General features: G+C 71.7%; 14 protein-coding genes. 12 read left to right on the top strand and 2 right to left on the bottom strand.

The window, feature by feature from the left end; translation table 11 throughout:
• The first annotated feature begins 2 nt into the window (after window positions 1–2).
• From H180DRAFT_RS24060 to H180DRAFT_RS24045, 4 genes are all read left to right on the top strand, one after another.
• A complete protein-coding gene (locus H180DRAFT_RS24060; protein WP_055488209.1) occupies window positions 3–809 on the top strand; it encodes a TlyA family RNA methyltransferase in 807 nt (268 codons plus the stop codon).
• A complete protein-coding gene (locus H180DRAFT_RS24055; RefSeq protein WP_055488208.1) occupies window positions 806–1,711 on the top strand; it encodes an NAD kinase in 906 nt (301 codons plus the stop codon). Before H180DRAFT_RS24060 ends, H180DRAFT_RS24055 begins: the two co-directional genes overlap by 4 nt.
• 154 nt (window positions 1,712–1,865) lie before the next feature.
• Window positions 1,866–3,626, top strand: coding sequence for a DNA repair protein RecN (gene recN / locus H180DRAFT_RS24050; RefSeq protein WP_055488207.1), 1,761 nt, complete (start codon window positions 1,866–1,868; stop codon window positions 3,624–3,626).
• A 295-nt stretch (window positions 3,627–3,921) separates the two neighbouring features.
• Window positions 3,922–5,088 (top strand): glycosyltransferase family 4 protein, encoded by a 1,167-nt coding sequence (locus tag H180DRAFT_RS24045; protein WP_055488206.1) that lies wholly within the window; start codon window positions 3,922–3,924, stop codon window positions 5,086–5,088.
• A 212-nt stretch (window positions 5,089–5,300) separates the two neighbouring features.
• On the opposite strand, the gene H180DRAFT_RS24040 is transcribed toward H180DRAFT_RS24045, so the two are convergent.
• Complete coding sequence (locus tag H180DRAFT_RS24040) at window positions 5,301–6,350, bottom strand: LacI family DNA-binding transcriptional regulator (RefSeq protein WP_055488244.1); 1,050 nt, start codon at window positions 6,348–6,350, stop codon at window positions 5,301–5,303.
• Between the two features lie 110 nt (window positions 6,351–6,460).
• Between H180DRAFT_RS24040 and H180DRAFT_RS24035 the strand changes: the two genes are divergently transcribed.
• Together H180DRAFT_RS24035 and H180DRAFT_RS24030 are read left to right on the top strand one after the other, a co-directional pair.
• A complete protein-coding gene (locus H180DRAFT_RS24035; protein WP_055488205.1) occupies window positions 6,461–7,417 on the top strand; it encodes a glycoside hydrolase family 16 protein in 957 nt (318 codons plus the stop codon).
• The gene (locus H180DRAFT_RS24030; protein ID WP_055488204.1) at window positions 7,414–8,586 is read left to right on the top strand and encodes a beta-1,3-glucanase family protein; all 1,173 of its coding nucleotides are present in this window, start codon (window positions 7,414–7,416) and stop codon (window positions 8,584–8,586) included. Before H180DRAFT_RS24035 ends, H180DRAFT_RS24030 begins: the two co-directional genes overlap by 4 nt.
• Window positions 8,587–8,788: 202 nt before the next feature.
• Here the strand turns inward: H180DRAFT_RS24030 and H180DRAFT_RS24025 are convergent, their stop codons facing one another.
• Window positions 8,789–10,603 (bottom strand): glycoside hydrolase family 15 protein, encoded by a 1,815-nt coding sequence (locus H180DRAFT_RS24025; protein WP_074466969.1) that lies wholly within the window; start codon window positions 10,601–10,603, stop codon window positions 8,789–8,791.
• Window positions 10,604–11,076: 473 nt separating this feature from the next.
• Between H180DRAFT_RS24025 and H180DRAFT_RS24020 the strand changes: the two genes are divergently transcribed.
• From H180DRAFT_RS24020 to H180DRAFT_RS23995, 6 genes are all read left to right on the top strand, one after another.
• On the top strand, window positions 11,077–12,729 hold the full coding sequence (locus H180DRAFT_RS24020) for a CTP synthase (protein ID WP_055488202.1): 1,653 nt from the start codon (window positions 11,077–11,079) through the stop codon (window positions 12,727–12,729).
• A gap of 3 nt (window positions 12,730–12,732) precedes the next feature.
• Entirely contained in the window at window positions 12,733–13,392 is a 660-nt protein-coding gene (locus tag H180DRAFT_RS24015) for an NUDIX domain-containing protein (RefSeq protein WP_055488201.1), read from the top strand.
• A 180-nt stretch (window positions 13,393–13,572) separates the two neighbouring features.
• On the top strand, window positions 13,573–15,735 hold the full coding sequence (locus H180DRAFT_RS24010) for an AAA family ATPase (protein WP_055488200.1): 2,163 nt from the start codon (window positions 13,573–13,575) through the stop codon (window positions 15,733–15,735).
• Between the two features lie 226 nt (window positions 15,736–15,961).
• Entirely contained in the window at window positions 15,962–17,077 is a 1,116-nt protein-coding gene (gene ald, locus H180DRAFT_RS24005) for an alanine dehydrogenase (RefSeq protein WP_055488243.1), read from the top strand.
• A 396-nt stretch (window positions 17,078–17,473) separates the two neighbouring features.
• Window positions 17,474–18,667, top strand: coding sequence for a ParA family protein (locus H180DRAFT_RS24000; RefSeq protein ID WP_074466960.1), 1,194 nt, complete (start codon window positions 17,474–17,476; stop codon window positions 18,665–18,667).
• Window positions 18,664–19,482: a hypothetical protein gene (locus tag H180DRAFT_RS23995; protein ID WP_055488198.1), complete on the top strand. Its 819-nt coding sequence runs from the start codon at window positions 18,664–18,666 to the stop codon at window positions 19,480–19,482. Before H180DRAFT_RS24000 ends, H180DRAFT_RS23995 begins: the two co-directional genes overlap by 4 nt.
• Window positions 19,483–19,499: the final 17 nt, after the last annotated feature.

Below are 19,499 nucleotides of genomic sequence, written 5' to 3'. Positions count from 1 at the left end.
TCTTGCCCCGACGCCGACTCGACGCGGAACTGGTGCGCCGCAACCTGGCCCGTTCGCGCGAGCATGCCAGCCAGCTGATCGCCGCAGGACGGGTCACCGTCGGCGGCAACGTCGCCGCGAAGTCCGCCACACAGGTGGAGACCAGCGCCGCCGTCGTCGTACGGGCCGACGACGCCGACCCGGAGTACGTCTCGCGCGGCGGCCACAAACTCGCGGGCGCGCTCGCGGTGTTCGGGCCTGTGGGCCTGCGTACCGAGGGGCGCCGCGCCCTGGACGCCGGCGCCTCGACGGGCGGCTTCACCGACGTGCTGCTGCGTGCCGGCGCGGCCGAGGTCGTGGCCGTGGACGTCGGCTACGGGCAGCTCGCCTGGTCCCTGCGCAGCGACGCACGCGTCACCGTCAAGGACCGTACGAACGTACGGGAGTTGACACTCGACGACGTGGACGGCCGGCCTGTGGACCTCGTCGTGGGAGACCTGTCCTTCATCCCCCTGGGACTCGTGCTCCCCGCTCTCGTGCGGTGCTCCGCGCCGGACGCCGACCTGGTGCTCATGATCAAGCCGCAGTTCGAGGTCGGCAGGGAACGCCTCGGCAGCGGCGGCGTGGTGCGCGGCGCCGCGCTGCGCACGGAGGCCGTGCTGGGAGTGGCGGCCCAGGCCGCACGGCTGGGACTCGGCGCCCTCGGAGTGACGGCGAGTCCGCTGCCGGGGCCGTCCGGGAACGTCGAGTACTTTCTGTGGCTGCGCGCCGGAGCACCCGCGATCGACGCGGCCGAAGTCGAGCGAGCTGTGGCGGAGGGCCCGAAATGACGACAGGCAGTGACGCCCGCACGGTCTTCCTGCTCGCCCACACGGGACGCGGAGCAGCCGTACGCAGCGCGGAGCTGGTCGTACAGGGCCTGCTGCGCAACGACATCGGCGTGCGGGTGCTGGAGGAGGAGGCCGGTGCCCTGCCCCTGCCGGACCGGGTGCGCACGGTGCCCTCCACCGGGCAGGCCGCGGAGGGCTGCGAGCTGATCGTCGTCCTCGGCGGCGACGGAACGCTGCTGCGCGGCGCCGAGTTCGCCCGTGCCTCCGGCGTGCCGATGCTGGGCGTGAACCTGGGCCGGGTCGGCTTCCTCGCCGAGGCCGAGCGCGACGACCTGGAGGAAGTCGTGCACCGGGTCGTCACCCGGGACTACGAGGTGGAGGAGCGGATGACGCTCGACGTCCTCGTGCGCAACGACGGCCAGATCGTGCACCACGACTGGGCCATCAACGAGGCGTCGGTGGAGAAGGCCTCCCGCGAGCGGATGCTGGAGGTCGTCACCGAGATCGACAACCGTCCCGTCTCCCGTTTCGGTGGCGACGGCGTCGTGTGCGCCACACCCACCGGCTCGACGGCCTACGCCTTCTCCGCCGGCGGTCCCGTGGTCTGGCCCGAGGTGGAGGCGCTGCTGTTGGTGCCGATCAGCGCACACGCGCTGTTCGCCAAACCGCTCGTGACGGCCCCGGATTCGGTGCTCGCGGTGGAGGTGCAGCCGCAGACGCCGCACGGCGTGATGTGGTGCGACGGGAGACGCAGCGTCGAACTTCCGGCGGGTGCGCGCGTCGAGGTGCGCCGGGGGGCCGTGCCGGTGCGGCTGGCACGACTGCACCACGCGTCGTTCACCGACCGTCTCGTCGCCAAGTTCGCGCTGCCGGTGGCGGGTTGGCGCGGCGCGCCGCACTGACGCGCGCCGCTTCCCGCGACCGGGCGACCGCACCTTCCGGGGGCTGGGGCACTCCCCCTCGCTGCTCCCCCTGGCTTCGCCGGGCGGTGCCCCCAGGGACCCCACCCGGGCCGAAGTCTCCGGGGGAGGGTGGGGGTACCTCCGCGGACTGCGTATGGTCGTACCCGTGTTGGAGGAGATGCGGATCAGGTCCCTGGGTGTCATCGACGACGCCGTCGTCGAACTGTCCCCAGGCTTCACCGCGGTGACCGGTGAGACCGGAGCGGGCAAGACCATGGTCGTCACCAGCCTGGGGCTGCTGCTGGGCGGACGGGCCGACGCCGCCCTCGTACGGGCGGGAGCCAGGGCCGCGGTGGTCGAGGGGCGCATAGTCGTGCCGCCGGAGTCGTCCGCCGCGGTCCGCGCGGGCGAGGCCGGAGCCGAACTCGACGACGGGGCGCTGCTCGTCAGCCGCACGCTCTCCGCCGAAGGCCGCTCTCGTGCGCACGTCGGCGGCAGGTCCGTGCCCGTCGGGCTGCTGGCCGAGCTGAGCGACGACCTCGTGGCTGTGCACGGACAGTCCGACCAGCAGGGCCTGTTGCGCCCAGCACGCCAACGGCAGGCCCTGGACCGGTTCGCCGGGGAGGCAGTATCCGCGCCGCTGGCCAGGTGGACCACCGCGTACCAGCGGCTGCGCAGCGTCAGCGGCGAACTCGACGAGATCACCACGCTTGCCCGCGAACGGGCCCAGGAGGCGGACATGCTCCGCTTCGGCCTGGAGGAGATCGCCGCGGTGGAGCCGCGCGCGGGGGAGGACACCGAACTCGCGGCGGAGGCCGAACGCCTCGGCCACGCCGAAGCCCTCGCCTCCGCCGCCACCACCGCGCACGCGGCCCTCGCGGGCGATCCCGAGGACACCGGGCGCCCGGAGAACTCCGATGCGGCGGCGCTCGTCTCGGCCGCACACCGTGCCCTGGAGGCCCAGCGCGCACACGACCCCGCGCTGGCCTCGCTCGCCGACCGCCTGGGCGAGGTCGCCATCCTGATGGGCGACGTGGCGGGCGAACTCGCCGGATACGCCGACGATCTGGACGCCGACCCGCTGCGGCTGGCCGCCGTCGAGGAGCGGCGCGCGGCCCTGGGGCAGCTCACCCGCAAGTACGGCGAGGACATCGCCGCAGTCCTCAGCTGGTCCGAGGAGAGCGCCGCACGCCTCGCCGAACTCGAGGGCGACGACGAACGCATCGGTGAACTCTCCGCGGAGCGCGACGCCCTCGTCAGCGAACTCACCGGTCTCGCCCAGCAGTTGACGGACGCCCGCGCGGACGCGGCCAAGCGCTTCGCGGACGCCGTCACCGAGGAGCTTTCCGAACTGGCCATGCCGCACGCCCGGGTGTCCTTCTCCCTCAAACGCAGCGACGCTGCCGCCGGCGCCCCCGGACTCGAACTGGACGGCCGCAGCGTGGCGTTCGGGCCGCACGGCACGGACGAGGTCGAGCTCCTGCTGGCGCCGCACCCCGGGGCGCAGCCGCGTCCCGTGGCCAAGGGCGCCTCCGGAGGTGAGCTCTCGCGCGTGATGCTCGCCGTGGAGGTCGTCTTCGCGGGCGCCGACCCGGTGCCCACGTACCTCTTCGACGAGGTCGACGCGGGAGTCGGAGGCAAGGCCGCGGTCGAGGTGGGACGGCGGCTGGCACGGCTGGCCAGGTCGGCCCAGGTCGTCGTCGTCACGCACCTTCCCCAGGTCGCGGCCTTCGCCGACCGGCACCTGGTCGTGGAGAAGACCGATGACGGCTCCGTCACGCACAGCGGCGTGAAGGCGATGGAGGGGGAGTCCCGGGTGCGGGAGCTGTCGCGGATGCTCGCGGGGCAGGAGGACTCCGAACTGGCCAGGGCCCACGCGGAGGAACTGCTCGAAGCCGCGCGCTCCGGTTCCTGAACAGCACCGTACGAGAGCGGCGGAAGCCGCAGCGGCCGGACGGACGGCCTTCTCGGCGGTCCGGGACAGGGCGGTTCCGGAGGCCGGCGGCATCACTCGCGTGAGTGATGGCGGTACCGTACGCATGCGATGTGCCGCACCGCCCGCACAGGCGCGGTGTCCCGGGGCCCGCCCGGCTGGCATGCTGGGCGCGCGGCCCCGCCCCGCCCCGGGGCCCGGACCCCTCGCCCCACCGACCGCCCGTGCCCGTGCCCGTGCGGCACCGGCACCGAACCTCTTGGGAGCTCGACCTGCTGTGACCCGTCCCCCCACGCCGTCCCCACGCTCAGCCGTCCGGGAGCCGCAGCACGCCGTCCAGGTCGTGGACGGTGCGAGTGCCGGCACCGGCGCCCATGTGCGCTCACTCACGGAGGGGCTGGTGGCGCGCGGCCTGCGGGTGACCGTCTGCGCGCCGCCCGGCGCGGAGGCCGTGTACGGATTCACCGGCGCCGGGGCCCGCTTCGCCCCCCTTCCCGCGTGCAGCGAGCCGGAGGCGGCCGCCGTGCTCCGCCGGCTGTGCGCGGACGCGGACCTCGTGCACGCCCACGGCGTGCGGGCCGGGCTGCTGGCTGTCACCACGCTCGCCCTGTCGGGGCGCGCGCGGCGAGTCCCGCTCGTGGTCACCTGGCACCACCGCGGCAGCGCCTCGGGGGCGCGGGCGCAGCTGCGGCAGCTGATGGAGCGGCGCGTGGCCCGTGGCGCCTCGGTCGTTCTGGCGGTCACCACCGACCTCGTCGACCGGGCGCGGCGGCGCGGCGCCCGCGACGCGCGGCTCGCGCCCGTCGTCCTTCCCGGCCCCGCCCGCCACGAGAGCCCGCCGGAGCCGCTGGCCGCCGTCGAGAGCCGGGCAGGGCACAAGTCGCGTGCCGAAGTGGGCGCGGTGGGGCGTCCGTTGGTCTTCAGCGTGGGACGTCTGGACGACCGTCACGGCTATGTCACCGCGCTGAGTGCCGCCCGTGCCTGGCGGCACATGGACCCTCCGCCGCTGCTCGCCATCGCCGGCGAAGGGCCGCGGCGGCCGGAGTTGCAGCGGCGCATCGACGACGAGGAGCTGCCTGTACGGCTGCTGGGCCGGCGGGAGGACGCCTTCGAGCTGCTGGCCGGCGCGGACGTGGCACTGCTGTGCTCACGCTGGGAGAGCCGTCCGCTGCTGGCGCAGGAGGCGCTGCACGAGGGGGTTCCGCTCGTCGCCACCTCGGTCGGCGGGGTGCCCGAACTCGTCGGCGACGCCGCCGAGTTGATCCCTTACGGCGACTCGCACGCCATCGCGTCCGCCGTGGGAGGCCTGCTGGCCGACACCGGGCGCCGCGTGCGCCTCGTCGAGCGGGGCCGGGCCCGGGCGGCGGACTGGCCGACGGAGGAGTCGACGGTGGCGCATGTCCTCAGCGTCTACGACGAGTTGACGGGTTCGGGCCGCTCCTGAGCCTGTCCGGCGACCCGTTCCTTCCCGGCCGGCAGGACTTCGGCTCCGTAGGTCTGCGTATGTCTGCGTACGTCTGCGGCGTCTCCGTCCGCCCGTCTGCCCCGTCCGCCCCGTCCGCCCCGTCCGCGCTGTCCGTCTGCGTCCCGGGGCCCTCGGTGTGCCTTCCGCACGGGACCCGAGCGCCGCCGCCCCGTCCCGCGCGTCGCCGTCTCTCAGCTGGAATCGCGTACCACCAGGGTGGCCGGGGTGACGACAGGCGTGGGCGGTGCGTCGTGCTTCCCTCCCGCCAGCCCGATGCGCCGCAGCAGCAGTTCGGCCATCATCCCGCCCATGCCTTCCACGTCCTGGCGCACCGTCGTCAGGGGCGGTGACGCCCATGCGGCGGGCTCCAGATCGTCGTAGCCGACCACGGCCACGTCCTCGGGCACGCGGCGGCCGCGGGCCCGCAGCGTACGCAGCGCCCCCGACGCCATCAGGTCGTTCCCCGCGAAGACGGCGTCCAGGGACGGGCAGAGGTCGAGCAGCCGCTCCATGGCGTGCTCGCCGCCCTCGGCGGTGAAGTCGCCCTGCGCGACGAGCGCCGGATCCGCCTCGTGCACGCCGATGCCGAGGGCGTCGCAGTAGCCGTGCATCCGGTCCAGCGCGGAGGTCTGGTCGAGGGGCCCGTTGATGACCGCGATGGTACGCCGCCCTCGCTCCTGCAAATGAGCAACGGCCTGCCGGGCGCCGTCCCGGTTGTCGGTGTCCACGTAGAGCAGATCCGCATCGCCCTCGGCACCGGGCCAGCCCGGCCTGCCGCCGAAGACCGCCGGCAAGCCGGACCGGCGGGCCACCGTGGGCAGGGGGTCGTCGCCGTGCAGGGAGAACATCAGGGCGCCGTCGACGTGTCCGGCCGACAGGTACCGTCCGATGCGCGCGTAGTCCTTCTGCCGCTCCACCATCATGAGCACCAACTGCGTGTCGTACTCGGACAGTTCGCGACTGATACCCCGCAACTGCTGTGCGAAGAACGGGTCGGCGAACACACGGCTCTCCGGCTCCGCGATGACGACGGCCACGGCGCCGGTGCGCCGGGTGACGAGAGTCCGGGCGGCGTTGTTGGGCACGTACCCCAGCTCCTCCACGGAGTTTCGCACTTTCTCGCGAACCTCCGGACGGACGCCGGGCCCCCCGTTGACCACCCGCGACACCGTTGCCCGGGAGACCCCGGCATGGGCGGCCACGGCCTCCAGCGTCGGGCGGGACTGGCGGAAAGTGTGCACGAACAACTCCCTTTCTCTGTCCAGGTCTTGACCATAGGCGAGTTTCATGGGCAGGGTGCTGCCCATGACGTGAGAGCGCTCTCACCCCCCACCGAAGAGGAGCGTAGGTCATGCTCTTGAAGAGCGGCAGACGGCGTTGGGCACTTGCAGGCATCGCGGCAGCGGCGGTCATCGGGACCTGTGTGGCCCCGTACGCCCAGGCCGACGAGGGCGACGGCCGGGCGCAGGCGAAGAAGGCGCAGGCCATGGAGGAAGTCTGGCGTACGGACTTCGACGGTGACGCCGGGTCACTCCCCTCCGGGGAGGACTGGATCATCGACAAGGGACACAGCTACCCGGGCGGGCCCGACAACTGGGGCACCGGCGAAATCCAGGAGTACACCGACAGCACGGACAACATCCAGCTCGACGGCGAAGGCCACCTGAAGATCACTGCCTTGAAGGACGGTGAGAACTGGACCTCCGCACGCATCGAGACCCAGCGCACGGACTTCGCCGCACCCGAGGGCGGCAAGATGCGCATCGAGGCGGGCCTCAAACTGCCCGACGTGTCCGGCGACGAGGCGCTCGGCTACTGGCCGGCCTTCTGGACGCTGGGCGAGGCGTACCGCGGCAACTACCACAACTGGCCCGGTGTCGGTGAGTTCGACATCATGGAGAACGTCAACGGCCAGAACACCACGCACGGAGTGCTGCACTGCGGCACCAACCCGGGCGGGCCGTGCAACGAGACGACCGGCATCGGCAAGGCGCACGAGTGCACCGGCGACTGCAAGGCGGACTTCCACGAGTACGCGCTCGAACTCGACCGCAGCGGCGGGACCGAGGAGCTGCGCTGGTACGTCGACGGCGAGCAGTTCCACTCCGTGAAGGAGTCCGACGTCGGCGCCGAGACCTGGGCTCAGGCCACGGACCACGGTCACTTCATCCTGCTCAACCTCGCCATGGGCGGTGCCTTCCCCGACGGCGTCGCGGGTTCGAAGACGCCCACCGGCGCCACGAAGCCCGGTGGCTCCCTGACCGTCGACTACGTGTCCGTCGAAAGCACCGGAGGTGCCTCCAAGTGATCAGCCGCAGGTCCCTCATCCGCGGTGCCGCCGCGTCAGCCGTCGCCGTACCGGCGGCAGGGCTCCTCGTGTCGCAGGCCGGCGGTGCGACCCGCAAGAACGCCCGCAAGGCGGCCGGCCCGCTGTCGTTGAAGATCGTCAACAAGAGCGGTCAGTTCGACAACAAGTCGATTCACGTCTACATCGTCGGGAACGACGGGACGAACCAGGTCCGCGTCACCCCGGAGGGCGAGCTGAAGACGGTCTCGGCGGGCGACAACGGCAGCGACGGGTTTACCGACTACGCCATTCCGCTCTCGGGCAGCGAGACGACGCTCAAGCTTCCCGAGATGTCCGGACGCATCTACTTCGCGCTCGGCGACAAGCTGAAGATCAAGGCGGTCGAGGACGGCGACGGCAAGGCCGCGCTGGCCTATCCGGCGGGCTGGGTGGAGTCCGACCCCAACTTCGGGGTTCTCCACGACTGCGCGGAGTTCACGTACAAGGACGGCGCCATGTACTGCAACACGACCATGGTCGACATGTTCAGCGTGCCGCTCGGCATCCAGCTCAAGGGCGACAAGGACCAGAAGACCGGTTTCCTCAAGGAGGGAGGGCGCGACAAGATCTTCAAGGACGTCGCCGCCGCCGAGGGCTTCTCCCACCTGGTGATCGACGACAGGCGCGTCATCGCACCCGGACACGGAATGGGCGAGGGGAAGTTCGCCGAGGACTTCTTCGACGAGTACGTCGAAGAAGTGTGGAGCACCTACGCCGGCAAGGAACTCGTCGTCACCACCAACGCAGGCAAGTTCACGGGCAAGGTCAGCGGCGACAAGCTCTCCTTCACCGGGCCCGGCGAGGTCTCCTTCAACAAGCCCAGCACGAAGGACATCCTCTTCTGCGACGGGGAGCTCGCCGCGCCGAACGACGGCACCCTCGGGCCGGTGGCCGCCATCCTCGGTGCCGCGTTCAACCGGACCACGCTCGCCTCGGCCGCTTCCCAGCCGACGACCGACCCCGCCGAGTTCTACAAGGGGAAGTCCGCCCACCAGTACGTGAAGGCCATGCACGCGGCCACCGAGGACGGCAAGGCCTACGGCTTCGCATTCGACGACGTCGCGGGCTTCGCCTCCTACATCGAAGACGGCGGGGCCAGCGAAATGACGTTGACGCTGACCCCGTTCTGAGGGAACCGATCGGGGGCCGGCGCCCACCCGCCGGGCCCCCGGGAGTTCCGGTCCCGGGGCCCTGGGCCGACAGGCCCGGGGGGCGGCCCCTCCCTCACATCCACGCCCGCTGCCGGTTGTCGCCGGGCAGCGGGCGTGGGTTCGTCCGTGGGCCCCGTGCCCGTGCGCCCACTTGCGGGGGCCGGGTGCGGGCGGTGCGGCGTCAGCCGCTGTACGCCCCGGAGGCGGTCAGCCGCAGGGCCGTGTCGATCAGGGGCACATGGCTGAACGCCTGCGGGAAGTTGCCCACTTGGCGCTGCAGGCGGGAGTCCCACTCCTCCGCGAGGAGCCCCAGGTCGTTGCGGAGCGAGAGCAGCCGCTCGAAGAGCTTCCGCGCCTCCTCCACCCTTCCGATCATCGCGAGGTCGTCGGCCAGCCAGAAGGAACACGCGAGGAACGCGCCTTCCTCGCCGTGGAGTCCGTCGAGGTTGGCTCCGTCCACCTGGGAAGTGGGGTAGCGCAGCACGAAGCCGTCCTCCGTGGACAGCTCCCGCTGGATCGCCTCGATCGTCCCGATGACGCGCTTGTCGTCGGGCGGCAGGAAGCCCATCTGCGGGATCAGCAGCAGCGAGGCGTCCAGCTCGCGCGAACCGTAGGACTGTGTGAAGGTGTTGCGCTCCTTGTCGTAGCCCTTCTCGCACACGTTGCGGTGGATCTCGTCGCGCAGGTCGCGCCACCGCTCCAGCGGGCCGTCCACGTCACCGGACTCGATCAGCTTGACCGTGCGGTCCACCGCGACCCACGCCATCACCTTGGAGTGCACGAAGTGCCGCCGCGGGCCGCGGACTTCCCAGATGCCCTCGTCCGGCTCGTCCCAGTGGTCCTCCAGGTAGCCGATGAGCTTCAACTGGAGGAGCGAGGCGTAGTCGTTGCGTGACAGACCCGTCATGTGCGCCAGGTGCAGCGCCTCGGTGACCTCGCCGTAGACGTCGAGCTGGAGCTGCCCGGCGGCTCCGTTCCCGATCCGCACCGGTTTCGAATTCTCGTACCCCGGCAGCCAGTTGAGCTCGGCCTCGCCCAGCTCCCGCTCACCCGCGATGCCGTACATGATCTGAAGGTTCTCCGGGTCGCCGGCGACCGCGCGCAGCAGCCACTCGCGCCAGGCCAGCGCCTCGTCGTGGTAGCCGGTGCGCAGCAGGGACGACAGCGTGATCGCCGCGTCGCGCAGCCACGTGAAGCGGTAATCCCAGTTGCGCATGCCGCCGATGCACTCCGGCAGCGACGTGGTAGGGGCGGCGACGATGCCGCCGGTCGGCGCGTACGTCAGCGCCTTCAGCGTGATCAGCGACCGTACGACCGCCTCACGGTAGGGGCCGTGGTACGTGCAGTGGTCGACCCACTCGCGCCAGAACTCCTGTGTCGCCTCCAGCGCGGACTCCGGGTCCGGCTCGGCCGGCGGGCTCTTGTGCGACGCCTGCCAGCTGATGGTGAAGGCGACGCGTTCGCCGGGGGAGACGGTGAAGTCCGCGTACGTCGTCAGATCCTTGCCGTACGTCTCGGCGTCGGTGTCCAGCCACACCGAATCGGGCCCCGCGACAGCGACCGTGCGTCCCTCGATCTGCTGCACCCACGGCACGACCCAGCCGTACGAGAAGCGCATCCGCAGCGCCGAACGCATCGGCACCCGGCCGCTGACACCCTCCACGATCCGCACCAGCTGCGGTGCGTGCTGCTCACGGGGCGGCATGAAGTCGATGACGCGCACGGTGCCGCGCGGCGTGTCCCACTCCGACTCCAGGACGAGCGAGTCGCCGCGATAGCGCCTGCGGTCCGCCCTCGGCGGCTCGGTGCCCTCGGCGACGGCGGGACCCACCTGCCAGCACCCGTGCTCCCCCGTGCCGAGAAGACTCGCGAAGACCGCATGGGAATCGAAGCGCGGCAGGCACAGCCAGTCCGCCGAGCCGTCCCGGCCGATCAGGGCTGCGGTCTGCATGTCCCCGATGAGTGCGTAATCCTCGATGCGCCCAGCCACGTATATCTCCAGTCGAACTGTGGCTCGCCCCTTGGGACGTGCGTTGACCTGCGGGTTTCCAGCACACTCAATCACGTGTCCGATCGAGCGTCCGAGCAGGATACGACGGAGCGACGGGCTCTGCCCGCGCTCTCCCCACTATGGATGACCCTATGCGGTGAGCCTGTACGAGGCCGCTCACAAGGTGCGACCATGCCCTCACTTCAGGGCACGGCAAGAGCGTTCCCGGAAGCCGCTGAGCTGTGACCCCGGACGCAGTCGGGCACACGGCGAGACACACCGGGGGAGGGTCGCTGATACCCTGGTGGCCCGTGGACCGGTGGGCGGGAGTTCCCGGATTCGTCCGCGAATCTCCGGCACGGAAGCCCCCCGAGCCGCAGCGACGGTACCCCTGAACAACCGCTTGCGCACCGCTGCGTGACCGAGGTCAGGGCGCCGGTGCGCACCTCACCTCGCTACCACGGGAGCACCCCTTGCCTTTGCCGCCCACGTCCAGGACGACCAAGCACCTTTTCGTCACGGGGGGTGTGGCCTCCTCACTCGGCAAGGGGCTCACCGCCTCCAGCCTGGGCGCGCTGCTCAAGGCGAGGGGCCTGCGCGTCACGATGCAGAAGCTGGACCCGTATCTGAACGTCGATCCGGGCACCATGAACCCCTTCCAGCACGGTGAGGTGTTCGTCACCAACGACGGCGCCGAGACCGACCTGGACATCGGGCACTACGAGCGCTTCCTCGACGTGGACCTCGACGGGTCCGCGAACGTGACCACCGGGCAGATCTACTCCAGCGTCATCGCCAAGGAGCGGCGCGGGGACTACCTGGGCGACACGGTGCAGGTCATCCCGCACATCACCAACGAGATCAAGAACCGCATCCGGCGCCTGGCGACCGACGAGGTGGACGTCGTCATCACCGAGGTCGGCGGCACGGTCGGCGACATCGAGTCCCTGCCCTTCCTCGAGGCCGTGCGCCAGGTGCGTCACGAGGTCGGCCGCGACAACGTCTTCGTCGTGCACATCTCGCTGCTTCCCTACATCGGCCCGTCCGGGGAACTGAAGACGAAGCCGACCCAGCACTCCGTGGCCGCGCTGCGCAGCATCGGCATCCAGCCGGACGGCATCGTGCTGCGCGCGGACCGGGACGTGCCCCGCTCCATCAAGCGCAAGATCTCCCTGATGTGCGACGTGGACGACAGCGCCGTCATCGCCTGCAAGGACGCCCCGTCCATCTACGACATCCCGAAGGTCGTGCACGCGGAGGGCCTGGACGCCTACGTCGTGCGCAAGCTGGACCTGCCCTTCCGGGACGTCGACTGGACGCAGTGGGACGACCTGCTGCGCCGCGTCCACCACCCCGACCACGAGGTGACGGTCGCCCTCGTCGGCAAGTACATCGATCTGCCCGACGCCTACCTGTCCGTGACGGAGGCGCTGCGCGCGGGCGGCTTCGCCAACAACGCCCGCGTGAAGGTCAAATGGGTCACCTCCGAGGACTGCCGCACGCCCGAGGGCGCCCGCAGGCAGCTCGGGGACTGCGACGCGATCTGCATCCCCGGCGGATTCGGGGAGCGCGGAGTCGAGGGCAAGCTCTCGTCCATCACCTACGCGCGCGAGAACCGGGTCCCGCTCCTCGGCCTCTGCCTCGGCCTGCAGTGCATCGTCATCGAGGCCGCGCGGAACCTGGCCGGCATCGAGGACGCCGACTCCACCGAATTCGAGCAGGGCACGGCGCACCCGGTGGTCTCCACGATGGCCGAGCAGCTCGACATCGTCGCGGGCGAGGGCGACATGGGCGGCACCATGCGGCTCGGTCTCTACCCCGCGAAGCTCGCCGAGGGCTCCATCGTGCGCGAGGTGTACGGCGACGAGCCGTACGTCGAGGAACGCCACCGCCACCGGTACGAGGTCAACAACGCCTACCGCGGCGAACTGGAGAAGAAGGCAGGCCTCGTCTTCTCCGGCACCTCCCCGGACAACAAGCTCGTGGAGTACCTGGAGTACCCCCGCGAGGTGCACCCGTACCTGGTCGCCACGCAGGCGCACCCCGAACTGCGTTCGCGGCCGACCCGCCCCCACCCGCTCTTCGCCGGCCTGGTCGCGGCCGCCGTGGCACGGCAGCAGGGCGAGGACTGAGGCATGACGGAGGAAAGGCTGCCGGTGCGTTCCGGAAAGCACATCGCCGACGCCCCCGAGGCGTGGGAGGTCACCTCGACCGCACTGCCCTTCGAGGGGAAGAAGACCGGTGTGCGCACCGACGACGTCGTCATGCCCGACGGTTCCGTCGTCCGCCGCGACTACCAGGTGCACCCCGGGTCGGTCGCCGTGCTCGCCCTCGACGACGAGGACCGGGTGCTGGTGCTGAGCCAGTACCGGCACCCGGTGCGGGAGAAGCTGTGGGAGATCCCGGCCGGGCTCCTCGACGTCCCCGGCGAGAACCCTCTGCACGCGGCGCGGCGCGAACTGTACGAGGAGGCGCACGTCAAGGCGGAGGACTGGCGGGTTCTTGCCGACGTCTACACCACTCCCGGCGGCTCCGACGAGGCCGTGCGCATCTTCCTCGCGCGCGAGATCGGCGCCGCCGACGGCGAACGCTTCGAAGTCTCCGAGGAGGAGGCCGACATGGAGCTGGCGCGGGTGCCCGTGGCGGATCTCGTACGCGGCGTGCTCGCGGGGGAGTTGCACAACAACTGTCTTGTGGTGGGCGTTCTGGCGCTGACCGCGGCGCGTTCCGGGCCCGGGCTGGAGTCGCTGCGCCCGGCGGACGCGCCGTGGCCCGCCCGCCCGTTCGAGAAGTAGCCCCCCGCGCGGACGCTTTGGGCCCCGCCGCCCGCGCCCGCCCGCGCGGCCTGTGCGTTCCCGGCGCGTGCGGCGTGCGAACCGCATGCCGCCGCCTGGGGTGAACTACGCTCTGTGCGTGCCCGGTCGCTGTTGCGGCGGGCTCGTACGCGCGGACGCAGGTGGACGGGAGCGTGGCCCGTGACGGATCAGGCGGTGCAGCCCGCAGGCACGGACGACGCATCCGGCGGCGGGACGCGCGAGGGCGGCTCGCGCGAGGGCGAACCGCGCGGCGGTGGCGGGCCGGCCGGCAGAGCCGCGGTTCCGGCGCCCCCGGGCCACTTCACGGGACGTGAGTGCGAACTCGCCCAGATGCTGGCCGACATGGAGAAGGCGGGACTGCACACCCTCTCCGGCCGTCCCTCGCCGCACAGCCGCGTCCTGCTCGTCGCGGGCCGGCCGGGGTCCGGCCGTACGGCGCTCGCGGAGGCCTTCGCACGGCAGGCGTCGGACCGCTTCACCGACGGCGTACTCCGCGCCCGCCTCACCGAGCCCGGCGGCACTCCCGTGCCCACGGAACGTACGGCGCGCGACCTGCTGGCGGCCCTCGGCCCCGACCCCGTCCCCGCGGGCGCCGACGAGGACGAACTGACCGGGACGCTGCGGACGGAGCTGGGACGACGCCGGGTGCTGCTGCTCCTGGACGACGTGACGCTGCCCGAGCAGGTGCTCGACCTGCTTCCCGACACCCGTGACTGCCTCGTCGTCGCCGTCGCTTCCGGGCCGCTGACCGGAGTGCCCGACGTGCGGCCCTGCGCGGTGGGAGGCCTGGACCGCGACGCCGCCGTCTCGCTGCTCGCGTCGCGTGCGGGCGCCCCGCACCGTACGACCGTCGACCCGCGCAGCGCCGAACTCGTCGCAGAGGCTTGCGGACACCTGCCCGCCGCCCTCGTCCTGGCGGGCGGATGGCTGGCCGCACGGCCGAAACTCTCCGTGGCGGACGCCGCGAAGGAACTCGCACAACTGCCGCACGCCGACCCTCTGGAGCGGGCGTTCCGGCTCGTCGCGGGCTCCCTGGCCAAGACGCCGGCCCGCGTGCTGAGGATGCTCGCTCTCGCCCCGGACGGTCTCGTCGACGCTCACACGGCCTCGTCACTGGCGAGCTGCCCGGTGGCGGCCGCCCGCCAGATCCTCGAGGAGTTCCTGCGGCTCGGACTGCTGCGCACCAGCGCGCTCGCGCCCGGCTGCTACGCGGTGCCGCGCTGCCTGGACCCGCTGCTGCGCACCGAACTCGCGGAGCACGAGGGCCCGGACAGGACGGTCTTCGCCCGTGCGCGGATGCTCGAGCGGACGGTACGGCAGCTGCGGGCCTGCCATGCCGTCACCGAGCCGGAGGGTTCCGAAGCCCGCGAGCGCCTGGCGTTGCTGCCCCGTACGGTCCGCTTCGCCACGCGCCGCGAGGCGCGCGAATGGCTGGAGGCCCGGCGTCCCGCGATACTCGCCGCGGCCCGGCTGGCCGTCGCGGAGGGCGGCGGCAGACTCGACGGTCTCGCGCGCCGGCTGATCTCCGCACTGGCGCGCGCCTTCGACGCCCACCGCTCGCCCGAGGAGGCGGCGCCGGAGCTCTACCGGCTGCACGAGCTGGTGCTCGACGTCGCCGAACGTGCCGATCTGCAGCGGGAGCGGGCCGCGGCGCTGCTCAACCTCGGGGATCTGGACGCCCGGACGGGCCGGCACTCCCGTGCCCTTCAGCGCTACCGGGCCGCGCTGGGGACGGCCCGCGACGGGGACGGCGACGAAGGCGCCTCCCGCGTGCGCAGCGGCCGCGACGGCGGTCCCGGCCGGGAGGGACGCCGGGCGCAGGACCACCACGCCGCGGCGCGCGCCCTGGAGTCCATCGGGTCCACCTACGAGGACATGGGCGATCTGGAGCGCGCGGCCGACTGGTACGGCCGCGCCCTCGCCCACCACCAGACCCGGGACGCCGCTGCCGCCGCGGCCCGGCTCCACGGACGGCTGGGTGCGGTGCACACCGCCGCCGGGCACTTCGGGGAGGCACTGCGCGAGTGGCGTGCGTCGGCGGCGAACTTCCGGAGGCTGGGCGACGCGGCTGCCCACGCCCGTGCGCTGGCCGAACTCGCCAGGGTGCACGAGCGCGCGGGACGTCCGCAGGAGACGGTGCGCTTGTGCCGTCAGGCGCTCCAGGCCCTGCGGGACGGGGAGGACGTCCGGCTGCGCGCGGCCCTGCTGCTTCGGCTTGCCGACGCGTGCGACCGGACGGGGGACGTTAGGGAAGGCGGAAAGCACCGCCGTGCCGCCGAAGAGCTGCTGGATGCGCACGATCTGACGGTGCGCATGGAGTAGACCTAAGAAACTAATAGCTGTGACAGAAAAAATTGGTTGTTTGTAAGGCTGGACAGCGAACGATCCTTCATTAGACTGGCGGAGCCGTGGCCGTCCATGCGACAAGCCGGCATATACCTCCCATGGGCTTCTTATGCCGCCGTACCGGGATGTGCGCCACGGATGCTTCCGCGCCCACAGGCGCGGGCGCTTCCGAAACAACCCGAAGTCAAGGACCGTGATCGACGTGAAGGTCGGCATCCCCCGCGAGGTCAAGAACAACGAGTTCCGCGTGGCCATCACCCCGGCCGGGGCGCACGAACTCGTACGCAACGGACACCAGGTCACGGTGGAGAGCGGAGCCGGACTCGGCTCCTCCATCCCGGACGAGGAGTACGTCGCAGCCGGAGCCGTCATCCTGGGCTCCGCCGACGAGGTCTGGTCCACCGCCGACATGCTGCTGAAGGTCAAGGAGCCGGTCGCCGAGGAGTACGGGCGGCTGCGCAAGGACCAGACGCTCTTCACCTATCTCCATCTGGCCGCATCCAGGGAGTGCACCGAGGCGCTCCTGGAATCGGGCACGACGGCGATCGCCTACGAGACGGTCGAGACGGCCGGCCGCGCACTGCCGCTGCTCGCTCCGATGTCCGAGGTCGCCGGCCGCATCGCCCCGCAGGTCGGCGCCTACCACCTGATGCGTTCCGCCGGCGGCCGCGGTGTGCTGCCCGGCGGTGTGCCGGGTGTGGCGGCCGGGCGGGCCGTCGTCATCGGCGGCGGCGTCTCCGGCTGGAACGCCACGCAGATCGCCATCGGACTGGGCTTCCATGTCACGCTCCTCGACAAGGACGTCAACAAGCTGCGCGAGGCCGACCGCATCTTCGGCACCAAGGTGAGCACGGTCGCCTCCAACGCCTACGAACTGGAGCGTGCCGTCCTCGAGGCGGACCTGGTCGTCGGCGCGGTGCTGATCCCGGGTGCGAAGGCGCCGAAGCTGGTGAGCAACGAGCTGGTCTCCCGCATGAAGCCGGGAAGTGTTCTTGTCGACATCGCCATCGATCAGGGCGGCTGTTTCGAGGACGCCCGGCCGACGACGCACGCCGAGCCGACCTTCCAGGTGCACGAGTCGGTCTTCTACTGCGTCGCCAACATGCCGGGCGCCGTGCCCAGTACGTCGACGTACGCGCTGACCAACGCGACGCTTCCCTACATCGTCGAGCTGGCCAACTGCGGCTGGCGCGACGCACTTCGCCGGGACGGGACGCTGGCCAAGGGGCTCAACGTCCATGACGGAGAGGTCTATTACGGGCCCGTCGCCGAGGCCCACGGTCTCGGCAGCCGTGAACTCGGCACGCTGCTGGGCTGATTCGGCACGTCAACCCGGCAAGTCAATGCCGCGGGCCTGCCGTTGACGGCAGGTCACCGGCCGTCCACCGGTCCGTCCGCCGCCGCTGCGGCGGCCGGGCCGGTGACGCGTTTCCGGGTGCTTCCCGGGTGGTCCCGGGTGGGTGACAGCCGCTCAACCGCGGGGCGGGGCCGCGGCGTTCACGTGTCTCCGGGCGCTCCGGCGCCCGCTTCGCAGGGGTGCCCCGACCCGCATTGCCTCTTGACAGCGAAGTGTTCGCAGCTCGACACATCGTGCCGTCTCCGGTGGATTGTGTTGCTGCGAACCGCCGACACGCCATAGAGTCGCCAATCGTCGGCATGGTGTCACGCTGACCTGTCTAGAAGTTCCCTGGTCGCCAAGGAGGTAGGACGACTTGTGAATGAGTCGACATTTTCTCCCGGGGGTGGTCGACCAGGAGCACCTGCACGGGGCCAGGAGTCCTCGGGGTCCGAGGGTGTCGGCTCCGTCGCTGTCCGCACCTTCGCCGCCCACCAGAACGCAGCACCGACCACTACAGCCCAACAGAGCATGGACGGCCGCCAAGTGAACGCCATGGCCGGCAACTCGGCGGGCGACGAGTCCGCCGAACTCGCCGACTACAGTGACCCGCACCGCGTCCCCTACGGCGAGCTGCCCGAAGGGCACTTCTACGACCCGGACGCGGAGTACGAACCGGATCCCGAGTACGCGGCCACGCTCGCGCCCGACGCCGCCCGGCAGCGCCGCGAGCGGATCGGCCCGACAGGGCGCCCGCTCCCGTACTTCCCGATCCCCGGCCCGGTCAGCGAACCGGGCCCGGCGAAGATCATCGCGATGTGCAACCAGAAGGGCGGCGTCGGCAAGACGACCTCCGCCATCAACCTGGGCGCGGCGCTCGCGGAGTACGGACGGCGCGTGCTGCTCGTCGACTTCGACCCCCAGGGGGCGCTGTCGGTGGGCCTCGGCGTGAATCCGATGGAGCTCGAACTCACGGTCTACAACCTCCTGATGGAGCGCGGCCTGGCACCCGACGAGGTGCTGCTGAAGACGGCCGTGGCGGGAATGGACCTGCTGCCGAGCAACATCGACCTCTCGGCGGCCGAAGTTCAGCTCGTGAGCGAGGTCGCCCGCGAGTCGACACTGCAGCGCGCCCTCCAGCCCCTGCTGAACGACTACGACTTCATCGTCATCGACTGCCAGCCCTCGCTCGGTCTGCTGACCGTGAACGCGCTCACGGCGGCGCACAAGGTGATCGTGCCGCTGGAGTGCGAGTTCTTCGCGCTGCGCGGTGTCGCCCTGCTCACCGAGACGATCGAGAAGGTGCAGGAGCGGCTCAACCCGGAGCTGGAGCTCGACGGCATCCTGGCGACGATGTACGACTCGCGGACGGTGCACAGCCGCGAGGTTCTGGCGCGTGTCGTCGAGGCCTTCGACGACAACGTCTACCACACGGTCATCGGACGCACCGTCCGCTTCCCGGAGACGACCGTCGCGGGAGAGCCGATCACGACGTACGCCTCCAACTCCGTGGGTGCAGCCGCTTATCGCCAGCTGGCCAGGGAGGTGCTCGCCCGGTGCCACGCCGAGTGAGTCTTCCTGCAGCTGACGAATTGTTCCGTACGACCGGGGGCTCAGCGGTCCAGCCGTCGTCCCCCGCCAACCAGAACCACGCCAACGGTGAGGAGCCGTCCGGCAAGAGCGCACAGTCCGCCACGCGGGTTCCGGCGCCCGCCGGTGAACAGGACTCAGCGGGCGCCGCGGACGCCGCAGCCGGCGACGACACAGCCGGGGGCGGCCTCACCGAGGACGGCGGGCAGAGCGAGCACAGCGCCGCGGGAGAGGGCGACGAGTCCGCCGCGGAGGCCGGAGCGGCGCCCGGAGGCCCCGCCGCGGCGGGCGTCGGCGAACACACCGGCCGTGAGGGCGGCGAAGGACTGGCGAGCCGGTCCGCGCCGCGCCCGGCGGTGCCGGGCCAGGGCACGTCGCAGGCTGCGGCCGGCTCCTCGGGCGGAGGCGGCCAGGCGGGCCCCCCGGGCGCGGACATCCCCTCCCGGCGGACCGGGCAGACGGCTGCGGCCGGCGGCCCGAAGTCACCGCAGCAGCCGAAGAGTCCGCGGGCGGCCGAGCCCAGGTCCCGTCAGCAGGCTGCCGGTTCACCCCGGCGCGGGGGGCGCGGCGCCAACAGGCGCCCCAGCGGCCGTGAACGGCACGACGAGAAGATCACGGTCTACGTCTCCGCAGAGGAACTGATGGACCTGGAGCACGCCCGCCTCGTGCTGCGCGGCGAGCACGGACTGGCCGTGGACCGTGGCCGCATCGTGCGTGAGGCCGTGGCCGTCGTCCTGGCCGACCTGGAATCCCGCGGGGACGCGAGCATTCTCGTACGGCGGCTGCGGGGGCGCTGAACATTCCTGTGCGCCAC

This window comes from Streptomyces sp. WMMB 322 (assembly GCF_900090145.1).
GTDB lineage: Bacteria > Actinomycetota > Actinomycetes > Streptomycetales > Streptomycetaceae > Streptomyces.
The sequence above is the reverse complement of the archived record's forward strand: the minus strand, read 5'-3'. Positions and strand labels throughout refer to the sequence as shown.